Here is a 24,236-nt window from a genome sequence, read left to right on the forward strand (position 1 = left end):
GCGACGGCATAGGCCGGAAGCCCCACCCCGCCTCAGGCAGCGGCGCGCTCGCCGATCTGGGCACGGTAGGCCCGCGGCGACAGCCCGACCTCGGCCTTGAACTTGCGGGTGAAGGCGCTCTGGTCGGTGAAGCCGCAGGCCTGGCCGATGCTGGCGATGCTGTCCGGGCCATGCAGCAGGTGCACCGCCATCTGGATGCGCAAGCGGGTCAACACCTGTTGCGGGGTCATCTGGAACACCTTGCGGAAGGTGCGCTCCAGCTTGGACAGCGAGAACCCGGTGATGTCCAGCAGGGTCTGCATGCGCACGTTCTCGGCGTAATGCGCATTCAGATGGGCAAGGGCCAGGCGCAGCTGTTCGTACTGGGTGCCCAGGCTGTCCTTCTGGCCCAGGTCGCGCGAGATCCCGATCAGCCCGCGGATCTGCCCCTCCACCAGCAGCGGCCGCTTGCAGGTCAGGCACCAGCCCGGCTCGCGGTTGGCGAACAGATGCAGTTCCATCAGGTTTTCGATGACCTTGCCAGCCAGCACCTGCTCATCCTGGGTGGCGTAGTCCGCGCCCAGCCCGGTCGGATAGATCTCCGCCGCGGTGCGTCCGATCACGTCCTTGCGCGACTTCAGGCCCAGCCGGCGCAGCATGGTCTGGTTGATATGCGTGTAGCGCCCGTCGCAGTCCTTCATGAAGAACAGGACGTCGGGGATCGCATCAAACAGGGCTTCGATGTCGGCGGGTTCAACGCGCATGCGGTTGGGGAGAACAGGGGAAGACGCGCCCAAGGATACCTGCCCGCACGCGCGCCACCCAGCGCCGGGGCACCGCATGTGAAGCGCGGGTGCAAGCAGCGCCCGGTTTTCGCACCCTCGATTAACGCCCCGGCCGCCAGTGTGAAGCGATCCCCCTTCCCGCCAGCTCCCGGAGTCGCCTCATGGCCGCCAGCAAGAAAAGCACGAAGAACGCCCCTGCACCCGCCACCGATGTCCGCGGCGAGGGGGATGAACTGCACCAGCGTGCGGGCAACGGCCACCCGGTGCTGACCACCAACCAGGGCATCCCGATCGGTGACAACCAGAACTCGCTGCGGGCCACCCCGCGCGGGCCGACCCTGCTGGAAGACTTCATCCTGCGCGAGAAGATCACCCACTTCGACCATGAGCGCATCCCGGAGCGCATCGTGCATGCGCGCGGCAGCGCAGCGCACGGTTACTTCGAGCTGACCCGCTCGCTGGGTGAGTACACCCGCGCCCGGATCCTGAGCGAAGTGGGCGTGCGCACCCCGCTGTTCACCCGCTTCTCCACCGTGGCCGGCGGCGCCGGTTCGGTCGATACCCCGCGCGATGTGCGCGGCTTCGCGGTGAAGTTCTACACCAAGGAAGGCAACTGGGACCTGGTCGGCAACAACATCCCGGTGTTCTTCATCCAGGACGCGATCAAGTTCCCTGACCTGATCCATGCAGTGAAGATGGAGCCGGACCGTGCCTTCCCGCAGGCGGCCAGCGCACACGATACTTTCTGGGACTTCGTGTCGCTGATGCCCGAATCGATGCACATGATCATGTGGGCGATGAGCGACCGCACGATCCCGCGCTCGCTGCGCACCATCGAAGGCTTCGGCATCCACAGCTTCCGGCTGATCAACGATGCCGGCGAGTCGACCTTCGTCAAATTCCACTGGCGGCCGAAGCTGGGTATCCAGTCCACCGTGTGGGATGAGGCGGTCAAGCTGCAGAGCGCGGACAACGACTTCCACCGCCGCGACCTGTTCGAGGCGATCACCGCCGGCGATTTCCCCGAGTGGGAGCTGGCGGTGCAGCTGTTCACCGAGGAACAGGCCGAGGCCTTCCCGTTCGACCACCTGGATTCGACCAAGATCATTCCCGAGTCGCTGGTGCCGCTGACCGTGATCGGACGCATGGTGCTGGACCGCTGGCCGGACAACTTCTTCGCCGAGACCGAGCAGGTCGCCTATTGCCCGGCCAACGTCCCGCCGGGCATCGACTTCAGCAACGATCCGCTGCTGCAGGGCCGCCTGTTCTCCTATCTGGATACCCAGCTCAGCCGCCTGGGTGGGCCCAACTTCCACCAGATCCCGGTCAACGCGCCCAAGTGCCCGTTCGCCAACCACCAGCGCGACGGCCACATGCAGATGAACATCCCGAAGGGCCGGGTCGCTTACGATCCCAGCTCGCTGCAGGGCGACAGCCCGCGTGAGACCGCCGATGGCTTCCCCAGCCATGCCACCGCGCCGGATGACGGCCGCAAGGGCCGCGTGCGCGCGGAGAGCTTTGCCGATCACTACAGCCAGGCCCGGATGTTCTTCCGCAGCCTGGAAGCCCCGGAGCAGGCGCACCTCGCCTCCGCACTGGTGTTCGAGCTGTCCAAGGTGGAAACGGTCAAGGTGCGCGAGCGCACCGTGAGTCACCTGCGCAACATCGACGATGCACTCGCCAAGCGCGTGGCCGATGGCCTGGCGATGCCTGCGCTGCCCGAGCCGGCCGCCACGCAGACCCCGGCGCAGGATTTCCCGAAGGCGCCCGAGGTACGGATCATCGGCCGCACCAAGGACCTGCTCACCGGCCGCTGCATCGGCATCCTGTTCGACGAAGGCTCCGATGCGGCCCTGATCGCCAACCTGCGCAAGGCCGCCGACAAGGCCGGGGCCAGCGTGAAGCTGGTCGCACCGAAGATCGGTGGCGCCAGGCTCAGCGATGGCAAGACGCTCGCCGCGGACGGCCAGTTGGCCGGCACGCCGTCGGTGGTCTTCGATGCGGTCGCCGTGGTGCTCAGCAGTGATGCCGCCAAGAAACTGAGCAAGGAATCGGCCGCGATCGATTTCGTCAGTGATGCCTGGGCCCACCTCAAGGCGATCGCCGCCGACGACGGCGCACAGGCGCTGTTGAAGGTCGCCCGGGTCGGCAACGATGCCGGGGTGGTCGAGGCCGAGGACGCAAAGGCCTTCCTTGCTGCCGCCGCTACGCGGCAGTGGGCCCGCGAACCGAAGGTGCGCGCGCTCGCCTGAGCGGCGCCACCTTCGTCACCAGACAGGAGCACGACCATGCCACGCGGTGATAAATCCAGCTATACCGACAAGCAGAAGCGCACAGCCGAGCACATCGAGGAAAGCGAGAAAGCGCGGGGCCGCAGCGAGGCCACCGCCGAACGCATCGCCTGGGCCACGGTCAACAAGCAGGATGGTGGCGGGAAGAAGCGCGGCAGTGCGAACAACACGGCCGCCAAGACCGCGAAGACCTCGCCGACGAAGAAGGCAGCGGTAAAGAAAACCGCTGCCAAGAAGGCCGCTCCGAAAGCAGCCGCCGGGAAGGCCACCAAGAAGACCGTAACGAAAACGGCGAAGGAGGCCGCTGAAAAAGCGACAGCGAAAACCGCGGTCAAAAAGACGACAAAAAGAGCGGCGAAGAAGACCGTCGCGAAGCAGGCCACCCGGAAATCCGCATCAACTACCGCCGCCCGGACGCCTGCGAAAAAGACGGCAACAAAAACGACAACGACCGGCGCCCGAAAGCGAGCGGCCGGCAAGGCCTGACCTGCGCACAGGGCCCGCCGTGCATCTACCGCGTGCTGCCTGGAGCAGCACGCGGCAGAGCGCAGGCGCAGCGCTTACCGCGGCGCTGGCACGGTGGACGGCTTCGATGGCGTGACCGTTCTAGGTGCTACCGGTTTCACCGGCAGCGGCATCGACTGCAGCCGGCGGATCGAGCCGATCGGCACGGCTTCGGCACGCCGTTGTTCCGGCCACCACAGGAACACGAACGCACTGCTGGAACCCAGCAGTTTCGCAGTGCCGGGCAGCGCGACCGCGTCACCCCCGAGCACGACCTGCACCGACGTACCGCCCCTGCCATCGCGGATCTTCTCGGCCGAGCTGAGGGCATACAGCGCCGCGCCGAATGCCATGAAGCAGACCACCGCAATGCACATGCCGGTCAGCGGGCGCAGCCCGGAGAATTCCCAGTTCATCCACGGCGACTCCGAGAACAGCATCCGCCATCCCCAGTGCCTCGCGCGCAGGCGTGCCACCTTGGCAGGATTGCGCCGCCGCAGCGTCTCCGGCCAGCCCAGCACCACGGCAAGCAGGGCCCCCAGCAACAGGATCAACAGGTAGGCCGGATCGCGCAGCCCGGCGACCAGGAAGTCACTGACCTGCAGGTAGTCCAGGATCGACAGCCGGAATTTGAAGTAGAAAAAGTAGCTCGACCACAGCCCCAGCACGGAGAGGAACACATATCCCGCGCTCACCATCAGCGCCGGCTCCTGCCGCAGCAGGCGCCAGATCACGGCCACCATCGAATCTTCGTTGCCATGCGTGATCGGCAGCAACGACCAATCGGTCGGCGTCTGCTCCGCCGGGACATCCCCGTGACTGCTGCCCTCGTCCCTGTTGCCCATGCGCCCCTCCCCCGTTCGGCAGAGCATCGCGCACTTTGGCGATGGACGGAAGCGGGCCCGCCCCGGATGGCACCCGGTCGCCGCGGCCGCCATGCCGGATCGCCTCACTGCACGCTGAAACTGGCCACCGTGGCGTGCTCGCTCCCTTCGATGCGCAGGTCGATGGCGAAGCGGGCGCACAATCGCTGCACGATCGCCAGGCCGAGCCCGAACCCGGCACTGCCCTCGCCCCTGGTGAACGGCCGCATGATCGCCTCGGCATCGCCCGCCAGGGCGGTGTTGCGGATCCGAAGCCGCCCGCTCGCCACCTCGATGTGCACCTCACCCGAACGGGTATGCGCGAATGCATTGCCGACCAGATTGGCCAGCAGCATGTGCAGCACCGGCCCGGGCACCGGCAGGCGCACGTCGGCCGGCACGTCGACCCGCACTTCCACCGGCTTGCCCTCCAGCAGCGCGGCCTGCTCGATCACCACCTGTTCCAGTACCGGCAGCACCGCCAGTGGTGTCGCGTCCTGTTCCACGTTCTCTTCGCGGGCCAGCGTGAGCAGGGTGATGACGGTCTGTTCGAGCTGCCGCGCCGAGTGCTGCACATGCTCAAGCTGCTGCCGCCCACGCTCGGACAGGCCCGGTTCGCTGGCCAGCTGTTCGGTAGCGCTGCGGATCACTGCCAATGGCGTGCGCAGCTCATGGCTGGCATCACGGGTGAAGGCATGCTCGCGCGCAATGAAGGCACGCACGCGCCCGCTCAGATTGTCCAGGCCGCGGGCGAGCACGCCGACCTCGTCATCGGGGAAGCCCCCGGCGAACCCCACCGGCAGCCTGTCCGGCACCATCTCATCGACCAGCGCTGCCAGCTTCGACAAGGGCCGCGTGGTACGTCGAGCCAGCCATGCGCCGGCCAGGATGGCGACCACCACCACGGCCAGTCCGGACCAGGCCAGCAGCGCCAGGATCTGGCTGCGCATCGGCCGCACCACCAGCTGCTGGCTGACCTCGGCGACCAGCCACCCTGGCGTGGCGGCTCCTTCCGGCTGCACCGGCCGCAGGTGATAGTGCCGCCCCTGCGTACCGGCGATCTCGCGGCGCCAGGGCTCGGCATCGAAGGTGGCCTTGAGATCGGACGGGAACGTGGCAGGGCTGTCGTGGATCGTCGTGAACGCATTGCGCGGCGGCGACCACGTCCCACGGGTGGCCCGCTGATCCAGCTGCTGCTGCGCTTCCTGCTCAAGCATCGCATCGAAGAAGCGATCCTCCACGCTGTACACGAATACCGCCACGTACAGGCCGAACAGGCCGGCCACCACCAATGCGAACACCGCGAAAGCCAGCATCAACCGGTTGCGCAGGCAATGCACCCGTGCCGTCATGCGTCGGCCTCCAGCTTGAAGCCGACATCGTGCACGGTCTTGAGCATCGGCCGCTCGAACGGTTTGTCCAACGCCTGGCGCAGCAGGTACAGATGCGAGCGCAGCGGATCCGACGGCGGCGCCTCATCGCCCCAGAGACGGCGGATCAACTCGCTGCGGGTCACCGTGCGCGGCCAGGCTTCGGCGAGCAGCACCAGCAGCCGATAAGCGGTCTGCGGCAACTCGATCGCCTGCTCACCGCGGCACACGGCGCCGCTACGGCGGTCGATGCCGAGCGATCCGATACGCAGCATGTGCCCGCCGCGTCGGCCGTGTCGGTGCGCCAGGGCCAGGCATCGCGCCAGCAGTTCCTCACCTGCGAACGGTTTGACCAGGTAGTCATCGGCACCGGCCTGGAAGCCGACCAGCTTGTCGGCCAGCGTGTCGCGCGCGGTCAGCATCAGGATCGGGATGTGGCGGTCGGCCTGTTCACGCAGATGGCTGCACACGCGCAGGCCATCCATGCCCGGGAGGGTGAGGTCCAGCACCAGCACCTCCGGCGGCTCTTCCAGCGCCATCTGCAGGCCGCTGCGGCCATCGGCGGCGAAGGCCACGCGATGGCCGCGGGCCTCCAGCAGCGTGGCCATGCCGGCGCGCAGCGCCGGGTTGTCCTCGATCACCAGGATGTGCAGGCCGTCGTCCATGGTGTCAGCCTTCGATCGTGTCCTTGAGCTGCTTAGCTTCGGCCATGTCCGGGTGGGTTTCCAGCAGTTTGCCGAGCACCGTGCGCGCCTGTGCCACCTCGCCCAGCCGCCAATGCGCCTGGGCGATGCCCAGCGGCAGCTGCGGTTCGCTCATGTACGGCGCGGCCAGCTGCATGATCGCCAGCGCGTCACGTACGGCAGCATCGTCCTGCGCGGCCTGCAGCTGGTAGTAGCCGAGCACGCCGATCAGTTGGTCGTGATAGCCCGTACGGTTGCTGGCCAGCTCGTGCTTGACCGCCTCCCCCTCACCGGCCAGCAGGCGCTGCACCAGCGCCATGCTGGCCTCATCGCGCCAGGGCGTGCGCGTGACCGGGGTGCGACCGGTGGCGCGCACGATCGCCTCGGCGACGGCCGGTGTCGAATACGGGTTCTGCCCGGTGATCAGGCGACCGTCCACCACCAGTCTGGGCATCATCAGCGGCGCCTGTTCCCAGCGCGCGCCGCGCTCGCGCAGCGCCGTTTCCAGCAGGAACGGGAATTCCTTCGCCCAGCGCTTGCCGAACACGCCCTCCTCTGCATTGGTGAAGCCGGTCACGCGCCGCCCGGCCACCAGCAGCGATCCGTCCGCCAGCCGCACGTCCACCAGCGCAGCCGGGCCGTGACAGACCGCCGCGACCACCGCGCCGCGATCGTGCATCGCGCCCAGCAGACCGCGCAGTGCGGCATCGGCGGGCAGATCGAACATCGCCCCCTTGCCCCCGACCACGTAGACGGCCGCATAGTCGGCCGCCCGGAGGGTGGCGGTGGCGCGGGTATCGGCCAGCAACGCGGCCGCGGCCGGATCGGCGAGGACGCGTGCATTGAAGGGCTCCTTGGCATCGAACTTGTCGGCCTCCACCGGCCCGCCGCGTGGGCTGGCCACCTGCACGGCCAGGCCGTTGTCGCGGAAGATCAGGTAAGCCTGGGCGAATTCGTCCATCTCGAACCCGGGGCGGGTCTTGCCCTGGTCACGGCCCTCGCCGCTGACCACGATGAGCACCGTATCGCCCGCCGAAGAAGGGCGGGCATGGAGCAAGGGAACGGCCAGCAACAAGGCCAGCACGGCACCGGTATGGCGCAACAGGGACAGCATCATGGGCGGCACTCCTTGGGAAAGTGACGTCAGCCTGCAGGCCGGATGTGAATCAGAGTTCAAGCCCGCGTGGACGTGCACGCAGCTGAACAACCGGGCCGCCGAGCGCCGTGTCGATGGCTCCATCGGCCCGAAGATGCGAAAATCCCTCCCCCTCCAGGGCAGGCCCCGCGCCAGCCGATTCCCGAGATACCGTGAAGACCCCCCAAGGCTTGCAGGCGCTGATCGACGACGGCGTGATCGATGAAGTGCTCCGCCCGCTCAAGAGCGGCAAGGAAGCAGCGGTATACGTGGTCCGCAGCGGCGACGATGTGCGCTGCGCGAAGGTCTACAAAGACATGGCGCAGCGCAGCTTCCAGCAGCGCGTGCAGTACCAGGAAGGCCGCAAGGTCCGTGGCAGCCGCGAAGCGCGCGCCGTGGGCAAGGCCAGCAATTACGGCCGCAAGCAGCAGGAAGCGGCCTGGAAGAACACCGAAGTGGAGGCGCTGTACCAGCTGCGCGATGCCGGCGTGCGCGTACCCGAGCCGTACGGCTACTTCCACGGCGTGCTGGTGATGGAGCTGGTGACCGATGCCGAGGGGTATTCCGCCGCGCGCCTGGGCGAGGTCGAACTCAGTCCGGAACAGGCCCGCGAGTTCCACCAGATCCTGGTCCGCCAGGTCGTGCGGATGCTGTGCTGCGGCCTGATCCACGGCGATCTGTCGCCGTACAACGTGCTGGTCGGCCCGGAAGGCCCGGTGGTGATCGATTTCCCCCAGGTGGTCAGTGCGGCGGGCAACAATGCCGCGCGCACGATGCTGCTGCGCGACGTCAACAACCTCACCGCGTACCTGGGCCGCTGGGCGCCGGAGCTGCTGGAGACCTGGTACGGCGAGGAGATGTGGGCGCTGTTCGAGGCCGGCGATCTGCTCCCGGACAGCGTGCTGACGGGCGAGTTCGAACAGGATGAAAGCAGCATCGATCTGGATGGCGTGCGCCATGCGATCAACGATGCGCGCGAAGAAGCGCTGATCCGCCAGCAGGGTCGCGAAGCAGCGGAAGAGAACGAGGACTGAGCCGGGCGCGCCGCTGCGCCGGGCGGCTGGATCGGCATGAAAAAAAGCCCCGCCGATGCGGGGCTTTTCCGTCCAACTCAGCGCGCGGGTGCCGTCACGCGGCCTGCAGTGACGCCGGGCGGCGCAGGCCTGCAGAGGGGTCCTCCAGCGTGAACACCGCCACCGATTCGGTCAGTGCGTGCGCCTGCTGCTCCAGCGCGCGGCTGGCGGCGGTGGCTTCTTCCACCAGCGCCGCGTTCTGCTGGGTCACCTGGTCCATCTGCACGACCACCTGGTTGACCTGCTCGATGCCGGCGGCCTGTTCCTTGGTCGCGGCGGCAATGTCGCTCATCAGCTGATTGGTGCGCGAGCTGGCCTGGGTCAGGCGGGCGATCGCCGCTTCGGACTGCACGGTGACGCTCAGCCCGGTCTTGACCTTGCTGCTGGACTCATCGATCAGGTCCTTGATCTCCTTGGCCGCCGTGCCGGCGCGCTGCGCCAACGTGCGTACCTCGGTGGCCACCACCGCGAAGCCGCGTCCGTTCTCACCGGCACGGGCCGCTTCGACGGCCGCGTTCAGGGCGAGGATGTTGGTCTGGAAGGCGATGCCGTCGATCACCGAGGAAATCTCGGAGATACGCGCCGAGGACTGGTCGATCTCGCTCATCACCGCGGCCATCTGCGCGATCGCCTGCTCGGTCGCCTTGACCGCCGCACCCGCCGCATGGGCTTCATGGTCGGCCTGGTTGGCCAGCTCGGCGTTCTGCCGGACCGTGGAGGTCAGCTCCTCCATCGAGGCCGCCGCTTCTTCCAGGTTGGCTGCCTGCTGCTCAGTACGGCGCGACAGGTCATTGTGGCCGGCCGCCAGTTCCTGCGCGGCATCGTTGATGCTGCCGGCCGCGCCCTGGATCTGCTGCACGATGCCGGTCAGCTGCACCGCGGTGGCGTTGGCATCGTCGCGCATCTGCGCAAAGACACCTTCGTACCGGCCGTCCATGCGCGAGGTCAGGTCGCCGGTGGAAATCGCGCGCAGTACCTGCGACAGGTCGGCGATGCTGGCCTGCGAGCTGGCCATCATCCCGTTGAGCTGGGCGACCATCGCGCGGAACTGGAACTGGAACGCCGGCTCGTCGCCGCGCACGGAGAAGTCGCCGGCACGTGCGGCCGAGGCCAGTGTCTCGATCTGCTGGTTGATCGCCATCAGGCTGGCCTTGACGGTGGCCATGGTGGTGGTCAGCACGGCCTTCTCGCCCGGGTAGCTGTCCAGATCACGGCTCAGGTCGCCGATGGCGTAGCGCTGCATCACCTCGACCATGTGGAACTCGACGGCCACGTGCGAACCGACCAATTCGTTGGTGGCCCGGATCATCCGGCCGAAATCGCCCGGGAAGGCCGTTTCGTCCATGCGATGGCTGATGGCACCGGCCTCATGCTGGCGGGCCATGTCCAACTGCGCGGTGATCGCGCCCTGGACGCCCTGGCGGACCGTGGCCATGGCGTTGCCGAGCTGGGTGATCTCATCGCGACCGCCCAGATGGACGTCATGGGCCAGATCACCCTTGGCCATCCGGGTGGCCAGGCCGACGGCGCGGGCCAGCGGACCGGTCAGGCTGCGGCCGATCAGCACGGAGGCGGCGATGCCGACCACCAGCGCGATCGCGCCCAGCACCAGCAGCTGCAGCAGGGTCCGCTCGCCCAGCCGGATCGCTTCGGCAGCGGCCTCGCGGCTTTCCTTTTCCTCGTAGACCACGCCATCGCTGAGCGCCTGGTTCCAGCCATTGGCAGCGGCCTGCACGGCGCCCAGGGTGAGGGCCGTGGCAGCGGCAAAATCGCCCTGCTGCAGCTGTTCGCTCATCTGCTTGTTGAGCGGACGCGCCACCGCGCGGGCGGCCGCGATGGCGTCTCCGACGGCCTTGTCTTCCGGCTGTGCGGGCAAGGCCTGGTAGCCGGCCCAGCTGGCTTCATAGCGCGCGACCAGCGCGGCGATGCGCGCCTCATCCTCGGCCAGACCGTCGCCCTGGCGGATCAGCATCTCCCGGCGCACGACCATCATCTGGTTGTTGGCATCGAGCATGTCCGAGAGCAGCCGCACCTTGGCCACGTTGACCTCGACCACCTGCTGCATCGCGCGCTTCTGTACCGCACTCCCGGTGGCGCCGGTGGCGACGACGGCCGCGACCAGCAGCAACAACAGGCCAAAGCCCATGCCTAGACGCCAGACAACGCTGACGTTCCGCAAAAATTCCATGAGACATCCGAAAAACGTGGGGGGGTGGGCTGGTATCGGCGCCAGACGCAGCGCCTTGACCGACGGCCGTGAGCCCGCTGTGAATGGATTCACATAACCCCGGCGTTGCCCCCGCATCGCCGCTCAGCCCTCCGTCAGGCTTTTCACGGCAAGTGCGCACGCCCGGCAGGCATGGTGGAAACACGTTCCCGCTGGAGTTGCCGATGTCCCTTCGCCTGCACCGTTTCGCCCGCCTCACCGCGCTCTCCCTCGCCCTGGGGGCCTCCTCCGGTTGGGCGGTCGCACAGACGGCACCCGCGCCCGCCGCGATCCCGGACGCCGACGCGACGCCGCTGGCGACCGGGCCACGCTCGGATCTGCATGCGCAGGTGCTGCTGGACCGCGCGCACTTCTCCCCCGGCCAGATCGATGGGGAGCGCGGCTCCAACCAGAAGCGCGCCGTGTCCGGCTTCCAGGCCGCACGCGGGCTGAAGGTCAGCGGCGAACTGGACGATGCCACCTGGCAGGCGCTGCAGCCGGATGCCGCCCCGCCGCTGGTGCGCTACACGCTCACCGCGGAAGACGTGGCCGGTCCGTTCCAGCCGGTGCCCAAGGGTCCGGCCGCGCAGGCCAAGCTGAAAACCCTGGGCTTCGGTTCGATCGAAGAAGCGCTGGGCGAGCGCTTCCACGCCTCCCCCGAGCTGTTGAAGACGCTCAATCCGGGCGTGGACCTGGGCAAGGCCGGCAGCGTGATCCAGGTGCCGAACATCGCGGCCGCCCCGCTGCCGAAGGCCAGCAAGCTGGTGATCGACAAATCCGACTCCACGCTGCGGCTGTTCGATGCGGACGGCAAGGTCTACGCGCAGTTTCCGGTGTCCTCGGGCAGCAAGCATGACCCGCTGCCGATCGGGAAATGGAAGATCCTGGGCATCTCCCGCGATCCCACCTTCCACTACAACCCCAAGCTGTTCTGGGATGCCAAGGCGGGCGACAGCAAGGCGGTCCTGCCGCCGGGCCCGAACAATCCGGTCGGCGTGGTCTGGATCGACATCTCCAAGCCCCACTACGGCCTGCACGGCACGCCCGAACCCGGCCATGTCGGCAAGACCGAATCGCACGGCTGTGTGCGCATGACCAACTGGGATGCGCTGCAGGTCGCCGCTGCGGTCGATACCTCGGTGCCGGTCGTGATGCAGGAGTAAGCCATGAAGACCTTTCGACTGCTGGCAGTAGGACTGGTGATCGGCGTGGTCGGCTACTGGCTGCTGGGGCCCGGCCCCTCCGCCCGGCTCGGCGCCGCCGAACCGGCCAAGGTGGGATCGGCCACCAGTTCGGCCCGCGCAGCGCTTGATGCCCCGCCGCCGACGACGCCGGCCACGAACCCGGTGCCTGCCGACACGTCAGCCACACCGCCCGCGCCGGACGCGGGCGGTTCGACACCCGCACCGACAAGCGGCGCGGCGGGCGCGCTGCTGCTGCCCGTGCAGGGCATCGGGGCCGATCAGCTGCAGGACACCTTCACCGATGCGCGCAGCGAAGGCCGCGTGCATGATGCGATCGACATCCTGGCGCCGAACGGGACGCCGGTGCTGGCCGTCGCGGACGGGACGGTGGAGAAACTGTTCGACAGTGTGCGCGGCGGACTGACGGTGTACCAGTTCGAGCCAAGCGGTCGCTACTGCTACTACTACGCGCATCTGGACCGCTACGCCGATGGGCTGGCCGAGAAGAAGACGATCAAGCGCGGTGAGGTGATCGGCTATGTCGGCAGCACCGGCAACGCCAGTCCCGAGGCGCCCCACCTGCATTTCGAGATCCATGTACTGGGTCCGGAAAAGCAGTGGTGGAAAGGCGAATCGATCAATCCTTATCCGGTGTTGAAGGGGCAGCAGGCCCTTTGATCAACGCGTACCGGGGGGGGCGTCCCGGATCGCCCGCGCCAGTTGCCAGGCGCGACCGCGCAGTGCATCCAGGCGCTCATTGAGTTCACCCGCGTCTGCGCGCCACTGGAAGTGGCCGTTGCTGTAATCCAGGCCCAACGCAACATCATTGAACGACCCCATGCCGCCATAGGCGCGCAGCACGCTCTCCGGCGCGCCTGGATCGCCCTGCTCAAGCTGGGTGATGACCCGCTGCATCCAGTCGGCCCAGTGGGTTTCCCCGTCGCTGCGCAGCAACGCTTCAAGCTCGGACACCACCGCATGCAACGCGCGGTCCGCGCTGCTCATGCCGGTGGCCACGTGATCTTCAGACACCCTGTCGCCCCTGCTGATTGGTGAGGCTGCACAGCATGCCATGGGCCCGCGCTGGCGGACGTGGTCACGCCGGTCCGATGGGCACGGGCAACCAGTAAAACTACTGTCGCGAATGCGGGAAATTGCCGTTGCCCCGGGCATCGACGCGGCGGACACTGCGTGCTGAAGGCATGCCCCCCTCCCCCTGCGGTCTTGGAGACAGCTGTGATGATGCTCGCGCACCGCGTTGCCCTGCTCCTTCTCTGCGGCGCTGTCGCCGCAAGCGCCGCCGCGGCGCAGGACCTGCCTGCCACCGCGCCGGATCGTTTCGCGATGCTGGACCGCAATGGCGACGGCAAGGTCAGTCGCGATGAGTACGACGGAGATGCTTTTTTCCGCCTGGTCGATGCGGATCACAATTACCGGGTGAGCGTGGATGAAGTGCAGGCGGTGCTCGGCCCACAACGCGATGGCGAGTTCTCGGCGGCGGAATGGGTACGCATCGCCGACCTCAACGGCGATGGCGAATTGAGTGCCGAGGAGATGCGTCGCTCCTCGCAGATGCGCTTCCAGAGCCTGGATGCCAACCACGATGAGAACCTTGAACTGTCGGAACTGCAGATGGGCGTCGGCCGGCGCTGAAGGGGGCGAGGCAACGAAAAAGCCCCGCTTGCGCGGGGCTTCGTTTCACACCTTGCACCTTACACAGTCACGCAATGCCGGGCATGGCCCGGCACTACGCGCCTGATCAGGCGAACGGATCCTGCAGGACCATGGTGTGGTCGCGGTCCGGGCCGGTCGAGACGATGCTCACCGGGCAGCCGGCCAGCTCTTCCAGCGCGCGCAGGTAAGCGCGGGCGGCCGGCGGCAGGTCATCCCAGTTGGTGATGCCGTGGGTGTTCTCGGTCCAGCCCGGGAACTCCAGGTACACCGGCGTGCATTCTTCCCAGCCCTGCGCGTCCAGCGGGGCGTATTCGGTACGCTTGCCGCGGTATTCGTACGCGATGCAGACCTTGAGCTTTTCCATGCCGTCGAGCACGTCCAGCTTGGTGATGCACAGGCCGCTGATGCCGTTGATGGCCACCGCGCGCTTGAGCGCGACGATGTCCATCCAGCCGCAACGACGCGGGCGGCCGGTCGAGGCGCCGTACTCGGCACCGCGGTCGCGGATGCCCTGGCCGACTTCATCGTCCAGCTCGGTCGGGAACGGGCCACCGCCGACGCGGGTCGCGTAGGCCTTGGCGATACCCAGCACGTAGTCGATCGCATCGGCGCCGACGCCGGCACCGGCCAATGCGCCACCGACGGTGGTGTTGGAGCTGGTGACGTACGGGTAGGTGCCGTGGTCGATGTCCAGCAGGGCGCCCTGGGCGCCTTCGAACAGCACGCGCTTACCCTGCTTGCGCAGGTCATGCAGGATGCCGGCAACGTCGGACTTCATCGGCTCGACGTATTCGCCGAAGGCCAGTGCTTCGTCGTAGGTCTTCTGGAAATCGACCGCGTCGGTCTTGAGGTAATTGGTCAGCACGAAGTTGTGGTAATCCAGCGCGGTGCGCAGGAGTTCTTCCAGCTGGGCCGGGTAATGCAGGTCGGCGATGCGGATGCCGCGACGTGCCACCTTGTCTTCATACGCCGGGCCGATGCCACGGCCGGTGGTGCCGATCGCCTTGCCGCCGGCGGCGCGTTCGCGCGCCTGGTCCAGGGCGATGTGGTACGGCATGATCAGCGGCGCGGCCGGGGAGATCTTCAGGCGCGAACGCACTTCCACGCCGGAGGTTTCCAGCTCGGCGATTTCCTTCTGCAGCGCGGCCGGCGAGATCACCACGCCGTTGCCGATCAGGCACAGCGCGTCTGCACGCAGGATGCCGGATGGAATCAGGTGCAGCACGGTCTTCTTGCCATTGATGACCAGCGTGTGGCCGGCATTGTGGCCGCCCTGGAAGCGCACGACAGCGCCGATTTCCTCGGTGAGCAGATCGACGATCTTGCCCTTGCCTTCATCGCCCCACTGGGCACCCAACACGACAACTGACTGACCCATGACGGGTAACTCCTGGTTTTTGTGCGGCCATCGGGGCCGCGGGTTTGGGACCATGCCGGGGTCGCCGCGCAGCGCGGGGTGGCGGGCTCCAGCGGGGAGCGCGCCGACGCTGGGGTACCCAGACACGGAAAAAGCCGGACGAGTGACTCTGAAACAGAGTGCCCGTCCGGCTTTTGTGCATTATCCGGGTTTCCGGTGGCCGCTGCCACCCCGGGGGCCGGTGGACTTCACCGGCCGGTCAGGACCGCCGCGGCAGGTGCCGGCCACTGGCCGGCTCGCGGGATGGCATGGAGCCGGCCAGCGGCCGGCACTACCAACCAGCGCATGGCGGTAACCCGCTCAGTGCTTGAGCCACCACAGGGTGGTCAGCCCGGCCAGCAGGATCACTCCGCCCCAGGTGCGCAGGGCGCTGCTGCGCAGCATCAGCAGCTGCTCGGCCATCCGCTTCCAGGCCAACGGGGCGGCGAACAGGAACAGGCCTTCGAGCACGGCGACCAGGCACAGGGCCGAGAACAGATCTTTCATGACATCTCCACAAACAAAACGGGGACCCGGTCTGCACCGGGTCCCCGTGGATGACTACCGCCTGCGGCCTCAGCGATCGCTCTTGAGGTACTGCAGGAACGGGTCGTTCTTGTCGAGCACGATCACGCCGTTGCCGTCGGTCATGGAGCCGCGGTAGGCCTCCAGGCTGCGGTAGAAGGCGTAGAACGACGGGTCGGCCGAGCCGGCCTTGCCGTAGATGCGGGCGGCATCGGCATCGCCGGCACCGCGCAGCTGCTGGGCGTCGCGCTCGGCTTCGGCCACGATCACGGTGCTCTCGCGGTCGGCCTGGGCACGGATGGTCAGCGACTGCTCTTCACCCTCGGCGCGCAGCTTGGCCGCTTCCTGCTTACGCTGGGCGCGCATGCGCTCGTACACATCGTTGATCACCTGGCTGTCGGTCGGCAGGTCGATCTGCTTGATGCGCAGGTCGATGATCTGCATGCCCAGCGCCTTGACCGACTCGTTGATGCCGGTCAGCTGGTTGGCGATCAGTTCGCTGCGATCCCCCGACACCAGCTGCTGCAACGAACGCGAGTTGATCTGGTTGCGCAGGGAGTCGGTGATGATCGGGGCCAGACGGGCATTGGCCACGCGGGCATCGCCGCCGGTCGCACGGAAGTACGCGCGCACGTCGGAGATGTAACCGATGGCGAAGAAGTCGACGCTGACGTCCTTCTGCTCGGCAGTGAAGTAACGCGCCGGGGCGGTATCGAGCACCTGGAAGCGACGATCGAACACGCGCACCGTTTCCACCAGCGGCACCTTGAAGTGCAGGCCCGGCTTGATGTCCGCACGGACCACCTTGCCCAGGTTCAGCACCATCGCAGTCTGGTCCTCACGGACCACGTAGACCGAACCCAGCAGGCCGAGCAGGACCGCTACGGCCAGACCAATCCACAGTGAACTTCTCATCGGCTGCCCTCCTCACGACCGGTCGGGCGCGTCGTCGGACGCTCCGCATTGCGAACGCCATCCACGGCCGTGCTGGCAGGCAGCGACGGCAGCATGACTTCCGGGGTCACCGCCGGAGCGGCATTGGTGCTGGTGCGGTTGTCGCCCGGCATCGGCACGTAGATCAGCTGGCGGCCATCGCCACCGATGATCTTGCGGTTCTCCGAGAGCACCTTCTGCACCGTTTCCAGCCACAGGCGCTTGCGCGTCACTTCCGGGGCGTCCTTGTACTGGACCTGCAGCAGGCTGAAGCGCGAGGCATCACCCTCGGCCTTGGCGACCACGGCCTGCTTGTAGCCTTCGGCGGTGGTCCGGGCCCGCGAGGCCTGGCCGCGCGCTTCCGGAACCACCTTGGCCGCGTAGGCCTGGGCTTCGTTGATCAGACGTTCCTTGACCTGCTGGGCACCGTTGACCTCGTCGAAGGCCGGCTTGACCTCCTCGGGCGGGCGGGCATCGGGCAGGGTCAGGCCGGTCACCGACAGACCGGTGCGGTAGCTGCCGAGCGAGGCCTGCAGGCGCTCTTCGGCGGCCACGGCCAGCGGGCCACGGTTGTTCAGCACGTTGTTGAGGTCGGCACGACCGACCTGCTCACGCACGGCGCTCTGCGCGGTCTGTTCCAGCACCTGGTCGGCATCGACCGAGCCGAACAGGTACAGGCGCGGATCGTCGATGCGGTACTGGACGTTGAGCGAGACGTTGACGATGTTCTCGTCGCGGGTCAGGACCGGCACCTGGCTGCTGAACGTCTTGATCTCGGTGGCATTGACCTTGGTGACCGATTCCAGCGGCCACGGCAGCTTGAAGTTCGGGCCAGGCTGCAGGATGCGATGGAACTGACCGAAGCGCAGCACGACGCCGCGTTGCTGTTCGCCGATCAGCTGGAAGCTGGAGAACAGCAACAGCAACACCGCCGCCACTGCAACCCACCGCAGGATGCCGCCATCGAACAGGTCTTTCAGCGGACCGGGCAAACCGCCCCAACCGCCGCCATTGCCGCCACCGCGAGGACCGAACGGCCCACGTCGATTCTCGTCGGGGCCTTGTCCGCCCTTGTTGCCGCCGGGTGTATTCCAGGCCATGCACGCTCCATCAAGGTAAGGTTGCCTGCGGGCCATTCCCGCACCGTCAACCGTTAAAACGTTAAATCGCTGTCGATTCTACTAGATGGGGCAGATCGACAGGATTGGAAGGGGTCACCCATCTCGGGGAACGATTCATAACCGCATCCGCGAAGGTCCGTGAGGGTCCCCGCGCGCCGGAGCAGCGGGTAAGGTGGTGTTTTCCCCCGTCAGGCATCTTCATGGCAATTCCCGACCGGTTCAACGCTTTCCGCATCCACCAGGACGATACCGGCTACCACGCCGGGCTGGAACCGATCGGCCTGGACCAGCTCAACCCTGGCGAGGTGGTCCTGCGCGCGCACTGGTCCTCGGTCAACTATAAAGATGCGTTGGCCGGTACCGGCAAGGGCAGGATCCTGCGGCGCTTCCCACTCGTCGGCGGCATCGACGTGGCCGGCACGGTGGTCGCTTCGACCGACCCGGCCTACCGCGAAGGCGATGCGGTGCTCGCCACCGGGTGCGGGCTGAGCGAGACCCGCGATGGCGGGTACAGCCCGTATGTGCGCCTGGCCGCCAGCGCGGTGATCCCGCAGCCCGCCGGGCTGACCCCACGCGAGGCGATGATCCTGGGTACGGCCGGCTTCACCGCTGCACTGGCCCTGGTGCGGATGCTGGACAACCGGCAGACCCCCGCCCACGGGCCGCTGGCCGTAACCGGGGCCACCGGCGGGGTCGGCTCGCTGGCAGTGGATATCTTCACCCGGGCCGGTTTCGAGGTGCACGCGATCAGCGGCAAGGCCGACCAGGCCGGCTATCTGCGGAACCTGGGAGCCCGCGAGGTTCTGCCGCGTGATGTGCTGGCGACCTCCCGCCCGATGGAATCGGCCCGCTTCGGCGGTGGCCTGGACAATGCCGGCGGCGCGATGCTGACCAGCCTGCTGGCCCAGACCGTGCCCTACGGTTCGGTGGTCAGTGCCGGCCTGGCCGCCAGCCCTGCGCTGGAGATGACGGTGATGCCCTTCATCATCCGCGGCGTGTCGTTGCTGGGGGTCTCCTCCTCCAGCGCACCGCGTGATCTGCGCGAAGCGGTCTGGGACAAGCTGGGCGGCGCGTGGAAGCCGGCGCATCTGGAGACGATCTGTACCGGCGAAGTGGGGCTGGATGGCCTGCCCGCGGCGTTCGACAGCCTGCTCGCGGGCGGCAACCACGGCCGCACGGTGGTACGAATCGACTGAGCGTGGCAGCCGGGCGACAGACGGCACGCCCGGCGCTTCACGACGGTGCGAGGCCCGCACTACACTGCGGGCATCACACGGGGAACACCATGGCACGCATTCTGATCGTCGACGATTCACCGTCGCAGCTGCTGGGGATACAGCGGATCGTCGAAAAACTCGGGCACCAGATCCTGACCGCCACCGATGGCGCCGCCGGGGTGGAAACGGCCAAGGCCGAGCTGCCCGATCTGGTGCTGATGGACGTGGTCATGCCCAACCTCAATGGCTTCCAGGCAACCCGCACGCTGGCACGCGACGCGGCGACCAAGCACATTCCGGTGATCCTGGTGACCACCAAGGACCAGGACACCGACCGCATGTGGGGCATGCGCCAGGGCGCCAAGGCCTATATCACCAAGCCGTTTTCAGAAGACGAACTGTCCGAGGTGCTGGAGCGCGTTTTCAGCCACCAGGAACCGCCGACGGCGTGAGCCGATGGCACGGTGAGCCGACCAACGGTCGGCTGCTACCGCGAAGGCAATCGCGGCCGGCCCGGTAGACACCGCCCGTTGGTCAGTGCGCAACGATGACCCGGACGCCGCGCACCGCCTGCATCACACCTTCTCGCCGAATGCCTTGGCCAGCGCCTTGTAGGCCTTCTTCTGCGCCTCATCGGTGGGCGCCGGCGCGATGATCTCCAGCTCCACGATCTGATCGCCATCCGGATTGCCCGGCAGCCCGCGGCCACGCAGGCGCAGCTTGCGGCCAGCATCGGACTCGGCCGGCACCTTCAGTTCCACCGCACCGCCCAGGGTCGGCACGCTGATGCTGGTACCCAGTGCGGCCTGCCACGGGGTCACCTGCAGGGTGTACAGAATGTTGCGGCCATCCACCTCGAACTGCGGGTGTTCGGCGTATTCCACTTCCAGCAGCAGGTTGCCGCCACCGGTACCCTGCCCGGTCAGCCGGATCACCTGGCCCGGACGGATGCCCTTGGGCACGCGCACATCCAGCTGCTTGCCGCCCACGTTGATGCGCAGGCTGTCGCCCTGATAGGCCGCTTCCAGCGGCACCGACAGCTTGGCGCGGGTATCGCGGGTCGGCTGCGGGCCCTGGCTGGCACCGCCGAAGCCACTGGCGCGGCCACCGCCACCGCCGCGCTGGCGCGCGAACAGGCTCTCGAAGAAATCGCTGAAGCCGCCGCCACCGGCGCCGCCCCCGAACACCTCTTCGAAGTCATAGCCCTGGCCACCGCCGTAGTTCGGCGGGGTATGGAACTCCTCGCCGGGCCGGTAGCCCTGCGCCTTGAGCTGGTCATAGGCCGCGCGCTTCTGCGGATCGCGCAGCGCCTCGTAAGCCTCGTTGACCGCCTTGAATTTGTCCTCGGCCCCGGCTTCCTTGCTCACATCCGGGTGGTACTTGCGCGCCAACCGGCGGTAAGCGGTCTTGATCTCAGCATCGCCCGCGGTGGGTTCCACCCCGAGCGTGGCGTAGTAATCCTTGAATTCCATCCAAACACCTCGACTAAGTTCGGCCACCCGCGTGGGCGGGCGCCGTCCGCGCAATTCTAGCCGCTGCGGACCGGCCCACCGTGACGCCGGGCGCGAATGATCCTGCGCAATGCGGCCGACCTCCCGGACGGCTACGCTGCCCCCGTGGCCTGCCTTTCCCGCTACAGATGGGTCTGCACGGCTGCTTTTCAACGTGTTGACATGGCCATCCCATGCCCCTCACTACCCTGCCTGTGTCCAAGGAGTCCGCATGACCATCCACGTTGGCGACCGCATTCCCGAAGTCACCCTCAAGCGCATCCGCGAGGGCATGGAGACCATCGATACCCATGCCCTGTTCGATTCGCGCAAAGCGGTGCTGTTCGGCGTGCCCGGCGCATTCACCCCGACCTGCTCGGCCCGGCACCTGCCCGGCTACATCGAGCAGTTCCCCGAATTCCGCCACCGCGGGATCGAGGTGTTCTGCATGGCGGTCAACGATCCGTTCGTTATGAAGGCCTGGGGCGAGAGCCAGCAGGTGCCCGACGGCCTGCAGCTGCTGTCTGACGGCAATGGGGAGTTCACCCGTGCGCTCGGCCTGGAAATGGATGCCAGCAGCTCGGGCATGGGCATCCGCTCGCGCCGCTTCGCGCTGTACGTCGAAGACGGTGTCGTGCGCGAGACCTTCATCGAGGAACCCGGAAAATTCGACGTGTCTTCGGCGCAGTACGTGCTGGAGCATCTCCCCCGCTAGACCCACGCAACAGAGGAACCCGGCCAGCCATGTCAAAGCCAGCCAAGAACACCCCCAACACCGCCCCGGACAACGCCCGCCCGCCGGGCATCAGCGACACCGCCACCCTGCGGGCCAAGGCCCGCAAGGACATCGAAGACGGCGCCATCACCGACAGTTACAGCGCCGACCGCGACGCGGTGATCAAGCTGCTCAACGATGCGCTCGCCACCGAGTACGTGTGCGTGCTGCGCTACTACCGCCATTACTTCATGGCCAAGGGCATGCTCGCCGATTCGATCAAGGCCGAGTTCCTGGAACACGCACAGCAGGAACAGGCGCACGCCGGCAAGCTGGCCGAACGCATCGTGCAGCTTGGCGGCGAGCCCGATCTCAACCCGGATACGCTCACTGCGCGCTCGCATGCCGAGTACAAGGAAGGCAGCGACCTGCGCGACATGGTCCGCGAGAACCTGATTGCCGAGCGCATTGCGATCGACAGCTACCGCGAGATGATCAACTTCGTGGGCGACAAGGACACCACGACCAAGCGCATCCTCGAAGAGATCCTGGCGCAGGAAGAAGAACACGCCGACGAATTCGCCGACCTGCTGGACGGCTGGATCGGGGAGTAATGTTGGACGGCAGTGCCGGCCCGTGGCCGGCACTGCCAGACCCTGCGCACCGCATGATCAGCGCAGGATCCGGAACCGCACCTGCGTCCACGCGCCATCGGCGGCCAATGCCGTCAATGTGTGCTCGCCCACTTCATCGAAATCACGCTGGAACAGTCGCGCCCCTTCGGTGCGGGCAATCCAGCGGTCATCCAGCAGCCAATCCACTGTTGTTTCGTTGCCCAGTGCACGCAGTTGCAGGCGCACGCCGCGCTCGGCATTCGGGGCGCGTGCGAGGGTGGCGCGGTCGTTGAGCCCCTCGATATGCAGCGTCCCGCCGCTCTCGCGGCCGTCGGCGCTGCAATCGGGTGACAGTGCCGGCAGCTGTGAGGCCTGACGCTGCGCCTGCGGCAGCCACGGCGACAACAGCGCCGGCCAGCGTGCGATCTCACGCGGCTCCGCCGCATGCGGCCGGCTGCACTCCGGCGACAGCCGCAGCCCCGTGCGAGCATCCACCTGGAACCGCTGCAGACCCGGCTGCCACAGCCGCGCCTCGCGTTCGGCGAAGGTCGGTGGCACGACCCCGTCCAGCACGAAGGCCGGCATCCGGCGTTGGCACAGCGGTGGCGCCGTCTGTTCGGCCAAGCCGCCGGTCGGCCAGCAGATATCGGCCTGCGCCACGCTCGCCGGCATCGGCGCTACACTGGCATCGCCGGCTTGGCGCGGCAGGCTGTCGATCACTTCGAACATCAGCGGCAGGGCCGTCACCGCGCCGTACTGCCCGGGCAGCGGCGTGCCGTCCGGACGCCCTACCCAGACGCCCACCGTGTAATGCCGCGTGGTGCCGATCGCCCAGGCATCGCGATAGCCGTAACTGGTGCCGGTCTTCCAGGCAACACGCGGGCGGCCGGTGACATCGAAGGTGCCGGTGCCGTAGCCCGGGCGGGGATTGGACTCGAGCATCTCGCGGGTGATCCACGCCGCGCCGGGGGACATCAGGCGCCGTTCGATCACCGCATCCTCGGCGGTGTAACGCACCCGCCCCGCGATGCCGTTGCGGTTGAACGCGGCGAAGGTGCCGACCAGATCCTCCAGCCGCGCGCCGGTGCCGCCGAGAATCAGCGAGAGATTGGGCGCACTGCCATGCGGAAAGCGCAGGTTGATGCCGGCATGCGACAGGCGTGCGGCAAAACGCGCCGAGCCGACCCGATCCAGCAGGTCCACCGCCGGCACGTTGAGCGACAACCGCAGGGCCGTGGCGGCACTGACCGGCCCGTTGAAGGCCGCATCGAAGTTGCCCGGCCGGTACCCGCCGAAGCTCTGTGGCGCATCCACCATCAGGCTTTCCGAATGGATCAGGCCATCATCCAGCGCCATGCCATACAGGAACGGTTTGAGCGTGGAACCCGGTGAGCGCCACGCCTGCACCATGTCCACATGGCCGAGCCGCTGCTTGTCGCCGAACGCTACCGAACCGACGTAGGCGCGTGCCTCCAGCGTGCGGTTGTCCACCACCAGCAACGCCGCCGAGGTGCGCTCGGGCAGCTGCGAAAAGTAGGACGACACACGCTCTTCCAGCGTGCGCTGCAGGCCGATATCCAGCGTGCTCTCGATCCGCGCCGCCCGCGACTGGGCCGAGCGCAGGCGCTGGGCGAGCAGCGCCGCATGCAGCGGGGGCTGCAGGGCGCGGGTGACCACCGGTTCGATGCGCGCATCGTCGACCTCCTCGCGTGACCACACACCGAGTGACACCATGCGTTCGAGCACCTTGTCACGCGCCCGCTGTGCCGCCTCCGGATGACGGTCCGGACGCAACCGGCTGGGCGACTGCGGCAGCACCGCCAGCAACGCGGCCTCGGCATGCGACAACTGCGAGGCCGGCTTGCCCAGATAGGCCCAGCTCGCCGCCTCCACACCTTCGATGGTGCCGCCATAGGGCGCGCGTTCCAGATACAGCGCCAGGATCTGCGCCTTGCTCAGGTGCAGTTCCAGCTGCACCGCGCGCAGCAGCTGCTTGGCTTTGCCCCACGGCGTGCGCGTATGCGGATCGAGGATCCGCGCCACCTGCATGGTCAGCGTTGAACCGCCGGAGACGATCCGCTGCGCGAACAGCCATTGCTTGCCGGCGCGCAGCAGGCCCCACGGGTTGATGCCGGGATGCCGCCAGAACCAGCGGTCTTCGTAGTTCAGCAGGGCCTGCAGATACAGCGGCGAGACGCTGTCGGCCGAGGCCGGGTAGCGCCACACCCCGTCGGCATCGGCGAAGGCGCGCAGTGGCGTGCCATCGCGCGCCACCACCAGGGTGCTGGTGTCGCGCTGCCTGGGCAGCGGTGGCGGGAACGCGAGGTCCAGCGCCAGCAGCAACGCGAGCACCGCGGCCGTGCCCCATCGCAGGTACGGCAGCACGCCGCGCAGCACCGACGCCCACCACCGCTTGGAGAAAAGAGACGTCATGTCGATTCAGCAGCAAGGCAGGCGGGCCGTCACCGGGACGGCCCG

The 24,236-nt window shown here is 67.5% G+C and carries 23 protein-coding genes; 10 read left to right on the forward strand and 13 right to left on the reverse strand.

Annotation, left to right across the window (positions count from 1 at the left end):
* Positions 1-32: 32 nt before the first annotated feature.
* The gene (locus tag BCL79_RS06375) at positions 33-743 is read right to left on the reverse strand and encodes an AraC family transcriptional regulator (RefSeq protein ID WP_121038827.1); all 711 of its coding nucleotides are present in this window, start codon (positions 741-743) and stop codon (positions 33-35) included.
* A gap of 182 nt (positions 744-925) precedes the next feature.
* Between BCL79_RS06375 and BCL79_RS06380 the strand changes: the two genes are divergently transcribed.
* Together BCL79_RS06380 and BCL79_RS20285 are read left to right on the forward strand one after the other, a co-directional pair.
* Positions 926-3,016 carry a catalase gene (locus BCL79_RS06380; protein WP_121038830.1) on the forward strand — a complete coding sequence of 697 codons (2,091 nt, stop codon included), beginning with the start codon at positions 926-928 and terminating at the stop codon, positions 3,014-3,016.
* A 36-nt stretch (positions 3,017-3,052) separates the two neighbouring features.
* Entirely contained in the window at positions 3,053-3,541 is a 489-nt protein-coding gene (locus BCL79_RS20285) for a HupB (protein ID WP_183073684.1), read from the forward strand.
* 74 nt (positions 3,542-3,615) lie between these two features.
* Here BCL79_RS20285 and BCL79_RS06395 read toward each other — a convergent pair whose 3' ends face one another.
* From BCL79_RS06395 to BCL79_RS06410, 4 genes are all read right to left on the reverse strand, one after another.
* A complete protein-coding gene (locus tag BCL79_RS06395; RefSeq protein ID WP_121038833.1) occupies positions 3,616-4,404 on the reverse strand; it encodes a hypothetical protein in 789 nt (262 codons plus the stop codon).
* A gap of 104 nt (positions 4,405-4,508) precedes the next feature.
* The gene (locus BCL79_RS06400; protein ID WP_121038836.1) at positions 4,509-5,774 is read right to left on the reverse strand and encodes a sensor histidine kinase; all 1,266 of its coding nucleotides are present in this window, start codon (positions 5,772-5,774) and stop codon (positions 4,509-4,511) included.
* Positions 5,771-6,457: a response regulator transcription factor gene (locus BCL79_RS06405; RefSeq protein WP_121038839.1), complete on the reverse strand. Its 687-nt coding sequence runs from the start codon at positions 6,455-6,457 to the stop codon at positions 5,771-5,773. Before BCL79_RS06405 ends, BCL79_RS06400 begins: the two co-directional genes overlap by 4 nt.
* Positions 6,458-6,461: 4 nt before the next feature.
* A complete protein-coding gene (locus BCL79_RS06410) occupies positions 6,462-7,592 on the reverse strand; it encodes a type 1 glutamine amidotransferase domain-containing protein (RefSeq protein ID WP_121038842.1) in 1,131 nt (376 codons plus the stop codon).
* A 191-nt stretch (positions 7,593-7,783) separates the two neighbouring features.
* On the opposite strand from BCL79_RS06410, the gene BCL79_RS06415 reads away from it, so the two are divergent.
* Positions 7,784-8,644 (forward strand): PA4780 family RIO1-like protein kinase, encoded by an 861-nt coding sequence (locus BCL79_RS06415; protein WP_121038845.1) that lies wholly within the window; start codon positions 7,784-7,786, stop codon positions 8,642-8,644.
* A 94-nt stretch (positions 8,645-8,738) separates the two neighbouring features.
* On the opposite strand, the gene BCL79_RS06420 is transcribed toward BCL79_RS06415, so the two are convergent.
* The gene (locus BCL79_RS06420) at positions 8,739-10,871 is read right to left on the reverse strand and encodes a methyl-accepting chemotaxis protein (protein ID WP_121038848.1); all 2,133 of its coding nucleotides are present in this window, start codon (positions 10,869-10,871) and stop codon (positions 8,739-8,741) included.
* Between the two features lie 203 nt (positions 10,872-11,074).
* Between BCL79_RS06420 and BCL79_RS06425 the strand changes: the two genes are divergently transcribed.
* A complete protein-coding gene (locus tag BCL79_RS06425; RefSeq protein WP_121038851.1) occupies positions 11,075-12,052 on the forward strand; it encodes a L,D-transpeptidase family protein in 978 nt (325 codons plus the stop codon).
* Positions 12,053-12,055: 3 nt separating this feature from the next.
* On the forward strand, positions 12,056-12,751 hold the full coding sequence (locus BCL79_RS06430) for a M23 family metallopeptidase (RefSeq protein WP_121038854.1): 696 nt from the start codon (positions 12,056-12,058) through the stop codon (positions 12,749-12,751).
* Here BCL79_RS06430 and BCL79_RS06435 read toward each other — a convergent pair whose 3' ends face one another.
* Positions 12,752-13,105 (reverse strand): DUF6966 domain-containing protein, encoded by a 354-nt coding sequence (locus BCL79_RS06435; protein ID WP_147433863.1) that lies wholly within the window; start codon positions 13,103-13,105, stop codon positions 12,752-12,754.
* 207 nt (positions 13,106-13,312) lie between these two features.
* Here BCL79_RS06435 and BCL79_RS06440 point away from each other — a divergent pair, with 207 nt between their 5' ends.
* Complete coding sequence (locus BCL79_RS06440) at positions 13,313-13,726, forward strand: EF-hand domain-containing protein (RefSeq protein ID WP_121038860.1); 414 nt, start codon at positions 13,313-13,315, stop codon at positions 13,724-13,726.
* Positions 13,727-13,832: 106 nt separating this feature from the next.
* On the opposite strand, the gene BCL79_RS06445 is transcribed toward BCL79_RS06440, so the two are convergent.
* The 4 genes from BCL79_RS06445 to hflK all read right to left on the reverse strand — a co-directional run bounded on the left by BCL79_RS06445 (position 13,833) and on the right by hflK (position 17,701).
* On the reverse strand, positions 13,833-15,125 hold the full coding sequence (locus tag BCL79_RS06445; RefSeq protein WP_038686937.1) for an adenylosuccinate synthase: 1,293 nt from the start codon (positions 15,123-15,125) through the stop codon (positions 13,833-13,835).
* A 339-nt stretch (positions 15,126-15,464) separates the two neighbouring features.
* Complete coding sequence (locus BCL79_RS06450; RefSeq protein ID WP_121038863.1) at positions 15,465-15,650, reverse strand: DUF2065 domain-containing protein; 186 nt, start codon at positions 15,648-15,650, stop codon at positions 15,465-15,467.
* 69 nt (positions 15,651-15,719) lie between these two features.
* Positions 15,720-16,583 (reverse strand): protease modulator HflC, encoded by an 864-nt coding sequence (hflC, locus tag BCL79_RS06455; RefSeq protein WP_019186091.1) that lies wholly within the window; start codon positions 16,581-16,583, stop codon positions 15,720-15,722.
* Complete coding sequence (gene hflK / locus BCL79_RS06460) at positions 16,580-17,701, reverse strand: FtsH protease activity modulator HflK (protein ID WP_121038866.1); 1,122 nt, start codon at positions 17,699-17,701, stop codon at positions 16,580-16,582. The genes hflC and hflK overlap by 4 nt, the downstream gene beginning before the upstream one ends.
* A gap of 221 nt (positions 17,702-17,922) precedes the next feature.
* On the opposite strand from hflK, the gene BCL79_RS06465 reads away from it, so the two are divergent.
* Both BCL79_RS06465 and pilH read left to right on the forward strand, forming a co-directional pair.
* On the forward strand, positions 17,923-18,918 hold the full coding sequence (locus tag BCL79_RS06465; protein ID WP_121038869.1) for a YhdH/YhfP family quinone oxidoreductase: 996 nt from the start codon (positions 17,923-17,925) through the stop codon (positions 18,916-18,918).
* 89 nt (positions 18,919-19,007) lie between these two features.
* Positions 19,008-19,391 carry a twitching motility response regulator PilH gene (gene pilH, locus BCL79_RS06470; RefSeq protein ID WP_121038872.1) on the forward strand — a complete coding sequence of 128 codons (384 nt, stop codon included), beginning with the start codon at positions 19,008-19,010 and terminating at the stop codon, positions 19,389-19,391.
* 123 nt (positions 19,392-19,514) lie between these two features.
* On the opposite strand, the gene BCL79_RS06475 is transcribed toward pilH, so the two are convergent.
* Positions 19,515-20,411, reverse strand: coding sequence for a DnaJ C-terminal domain-containing protein (locus BCL79_RS06475; RefSeq protein WP_121038875.1), 897 nt, complete (start codon positions 20,409-20,411; stop codon positions 19,515-19,517).
* 250 nt (positions 20,412-20,661) lie between these two features.
* On the opposite strand from BCL79_RS06475, the gene BCL79_RS06480 reads away from it, so the two are divergent.
* Together BCL79_RS06480 and BCL79_RS06485 are read left to right on the forward strand one after the other, a co-directional pair.
* The gene (locus tag BCL79_RS06480; RefSeq protein WP_121038878.1) at positions 20,662-21,144 is read left to right on the forward strand and encodes a peroxiredoxin; all 483 of its coding nucleotides are present in this window, start codon (positions 20,662-20,664) and stop codon (positions 21,142-21,144) included.
* A gap of 29 nt (positions 21,145-21,173) precedes the next feature.
* Positions 21,174-21,758 (forward strand): ferritin-like domain-containing protein, encoded by a 585-nt coding sequence (locus BCL79_RS06485; protein ID WP_121038881.1) that lies wholly within the window; start codon positions 21,174-21,176, stop codon positions 21,756-21,758.
* 57 nt (positions 21,759-21,815) lie between these two features.
* Here the strand turns inward: BCL79_RS06485 and pbpC are convergent, their stop codons facing one another.
* Positions 21,816-24,191, reverse strand: a complete 2,376-nt coding sequence (gene pbpC, locus BCL79_RS06490; RefSeq protein WP_121038884.1) for a penicillin-binding protein 1C — start codon at positions 24,189-24,191, stop codon at positions 21,816-21,818.
* Between the last annotated feature and the right edge of the window lie 45 nt (positions 24,192-24,236).

It is taken from the genome of Stenotrophomonas rhizophila (genome assembly GCF_003651185.1).
Lineage (GTDB): Bacteria > Pseudomonadota > Gammaproteobacteria > Xanthomonadales > Xanthomonadaceae > Stenotrophomonas > Stenotrophomonas maltophilia_Z.

Excerpts from the sequence above, each read along its gene's own strand:
- BCL79_RS06445 (WP_038686937.1), bottom strand. The coding sequence starts at position 15,125 with ATGGGTCAGTCAGTTGTCGTGTTGGGTGCCCAGTGGGGCGATGAAGGC.
- hflC (WP_019186091.1), bottom strand. The coding sequence starts at position 16,583 with ATGAGAAGTTCACTGTGGATTGGTCTGGCCGTAGCGGTCCTGCTCGGC.
- BCL79_RS06485 (WP_121038881.1), top strand. The coding sequence starts at position 21,174 with ATGTCAAAGCCAGCCAAGAACACCCCCAACACCGCCCCGGACAACGCC.
- BCL79_RS06395 (WP_121038833.1), bottom strand. The coding sequence starts at position 4,404 with ATGGGCAACAGGGACGAGGGCAGCAGTCACGGGGATGTCCCGGCGGAG.
- BCL79_RS06430 (WP_121038854.1), top strand. The coding sequence starts at position 12,056 with ATGAAGACCTTTCGACTGCTGGCAGTAGGACTGGTGATCGGCGTGGTC.
- pilH (WP_121038872.1), top strand. The coding sequence starts at position 19,008 with ATGGCACGCATTCTGATCGTCGACGATTCACCGTCGCAGCTGCTGGGG.
- BCL79_RS06465 (WP_121038869.1), top strand. The coding sequence starts at position 17,923 with ATGGCAATTCCCGACCGGTTCAACGCTTTCCGCATCCACCAGGACGAT.
- BCL79_RS06475 (WP_121038875.1), bottom strand. The coding sequence starts at position 20,411 with ATGGAATTCAAGGATTACTACGCCACGCTCGGGGTGGAACCCACCGCG.
- BCL79_RS06440 (WP_121038860.1), top strand. The coding sequence starts at position 13,313 with ATGATGCTCGCGCACCGCGTTGCCCTGCTCCTTCTCTGCGGCGCTGTC.
- pbpC (WP_121038884.1), bottom strand. The coding sequence starts at position 24,191 with ATGACGTCTCTTTTCTCCAAGCGGTGGTGGGCGTCGGTGCTGCGCGGC.
- BCL79_RS06375 (WP_121038827.1), bottom strand. The coding sequence starts at position 743 with ATGCGCGTTGAACCCGCCGACATCGAAGCCCTGTTTGATGCGATCCCC.
- BCL79_RS06450 (WP_121038863.1), bottom strand. The coding sequence starts at position 15,650 with ATGAAAGATCTGTTCTCGGCCCTGTGCCTGGTCGCCGTGCTCGAAGGC.
- BCL79_RS06380 (WP_121038830.1), top strand. The coding sequence starts at position 926 with ATGGCCGCCAGCAAGAAAAGCACGAAGAACGCCCCTGCACCCGCCACC.
- hflK (WP_121038866.1), bottom strand. The coding sequence starts at position 17,701 with ATGGCCTGGAATACACCCGGCGGCAACAAGGGCGGACAAGGCCCCGAC.
- BCL79_RS20285 (WP_183073684.1), top strand. The coding sequence starts at position 3,053 with ATGCCACGCGGTGATAAATCCAGCTATACCGACAAGCAGAAGCGCACA.
- BCL79_RS06400 (WP_121038836.1), bottom strand. The coding sequence starts at position 5,774 with ATGACGGCACGGGTGCATTGCCTGCGCAACCGGTTGATGCTGGCTTTC.
- BCL79_RS06425 (WP_121038851.1), top strand. The coding sequence starts at position 11,075 with ATGTCCCTTCGCCTGCACCGTTTCGCCCGCCTCACCGCGCTCTCCCTC.
- BCL79_RS06410 (WP_121038842.1), bottom strand. The coding sequence starts at position 7,592 with ATGATGCTGTCCCTGTTGCGCCATACCGGTGCCGTGCTGGCCTTGTTG.
- BCL79_RS06405 (WP_121038839.1), bottom strand. The coding sequence starts at position 6,457 with ATGGACGACGGCCTGCACATCCTGGTGATCGAGGACAACCCGGCGCTG.
- BCL79_RS06480 (WP_121038878.1), top strand. The coding sequence starts at position 20,662 with ATGACCATCCACGTTGGCGACCGCATTCCCGAAGTCACCCTCAAGCGC.
- BCL79_RS06420 (WP_121038848.1), bottom strand. The coding sequence starts at position 10,871 with ATGGAATTTTTGCGGAACGTCAGCGTTGTCTGGCGTCTAGGCATGGGC.